This is a genomic window from Aeromonas sp. QDB25 (genome assembly GCF_027707725.1).
GTDB classification, from domain to species: domain Bacteria; phylum Pseudomonadota; class Gammaproteobacteria; order Enterobacterales; family Aeromonadaceae; genus Aeromonas; species Aeromonas caviae.
Genome location: NZ_JAPCIZ010000195.1, coordinates 1 through 1,534, shown reverse-complemented (window position 1 = coordinate 1,534; position 1,534 = coordinate 1). Strand labels below are relative to the sequence as shown.

Annotated in this window: 1 protein-coding gene; it reads left to right on the top strand. The window is 62.8% G+C overall.

Annotation, left to right across the window (positions count from 1 at the left end; translation table 11 throughout):
* Positions 1 to 104: 104 nt before the first annotated feature.
* Positions 105 to 1,526, top strand: coding sequence for an IS66-like element ISKpn15 family transposase (locus tag PG883_RS23435; protein WP_043155065.1), 1,422 nt, complete (start codon positions 105 to 107; stop codon positions 1,524 to 1,526).
* Positions 1,527 to 1,534: the final 8 nt, after the last annotated feature.

The window sequence follows — 1,534 nt, the reverse complement described above, 5'->3', positions numbered from 1 at the left end:
GTAAGTATTCACCGGAACAGTATTGACACAGGAAAAATGAGACGATCGTCTCTTGATCCCACTTTCCTGCTTGCTTGATCCTGCTCCTTAGATACGCTCCCCCCATGAGCAAAAACACCATGCATTCCGCGGGAATGCCCACCACTCTGGAGCAGGCCAACGAGCTGATTTATAAGCTCCTCGACCGCATCGCCGAGCTGGAGGACCGCCTCAATCAGCACAGCGGCAACTCCTCCAAGCCGCCTTCCAGCGACGGCCCCGGTGCACCGCCGCCGGCCCGCAAGCGTCCGGCGTCCGGCAAGCAACGGGGGGCGCAGCCCGGTCACAAGGGACATCGCCGCGAGCGGCATCCGCTTGATGCCCGCCTGACCCTGGTCCCGCATTACCCTGCCGCCGATTGCGCTTGCTGTGGCGGGGACATGGTGGCCCATGCCAAACCCTATCAGGTTCATCAGGTGTTCGAGCTGCCCGAGGTGAGCTATCTCGTCACCGAACACCAACTGTATCGTGCGACCTGCTCACGGTGTATCGGCACGACCCAGGCCGCACTGCCAGACAACGTCAGCAGCAGCCAGATGGGGGCCAATCTGCTCAGCTACATCGCGCTGCAAAGCGGCCAGTTTCACCAGAGCGTCAGCCAGATACAGCAGCAGCTCAAACAGCATTTCGGCCTGAGTTTTAGCCGGGGCGCCATCAGTGAGGCGCAGGGGCGGGTGAGTGCCATGCTCACCCCGACCTACCAGGCCATCAAGCAGCAGGTGCAGACGGCCACCCACGTTCATGCCGATGAGACCCGGCATCAGCGGGGTGGAGAGCGCCGCTGGATGTGGCTGGCGCTGAGCAAGATAGCCGTCTGCTTCATGACGGCCTATGGCCGTGGTCAGGAGGCGGCCAAGCGGCTGCTGGGCGCCGAGTTTGACGGGGTGCTGGTGACCGACCAGTACGCCGGCTACCGGTTTATCGACGCCGACCAGCGGCAACTGTGCTGGGCCCACGTGGCCCGCAATCTCGCGGCCATCGCCGAGAGTAGCGAGCAGTGCAACCAGCCCATCGGTGCCCGGTTGGTCTTGCTGGCGGATGCGGTGTTTCGTACCCGGCACCGTTGGGAAAGCGGTGCGTTGAGCAAGCAGAAATACCTGCGCAGGCTCGCGCGTTACCGGCAAAGCTGGCGAAGCCAGTTGGAGCGCGGCGCCCTGTTGTGCAGCAAACGCTACCGTGGACGATGCCAGTTGCTGCTGCGGGATGACGAGATGCTGTGGCGGTTTATGACTGACGACGAAATAGCGCTGACCAACAACGAGGCGGAGCGGGCGCTGCGTGGCTATGTGCTCTGGCGCAAGGGTAGCTACGGCGTGTGGTCTCACCGGGGCGAGCTGTTTCGCCAGCGCATCCTGTCGTTGGTGGAGACCGGCAAGCGATTGGGCCGCTGCCCACAGGAGTGGTTGAGGGCCGTGGTCAGGGCGTGCATCGAGAAGACAGATTATCCCATCCCGGCAGAACTGATGCCGTCAACCCCGTCCTGGTGAATAGATAC

Bases quoted from the DNA above. Each gene is read 5' to 3' on its own strand.
- PG883_RS23435 (WP_043155065.1), top strand. From the start codon at position 105: ATGAGCAAAAACACCATGCATTCCGCGGGAATGCCCACCACTCTGGAG.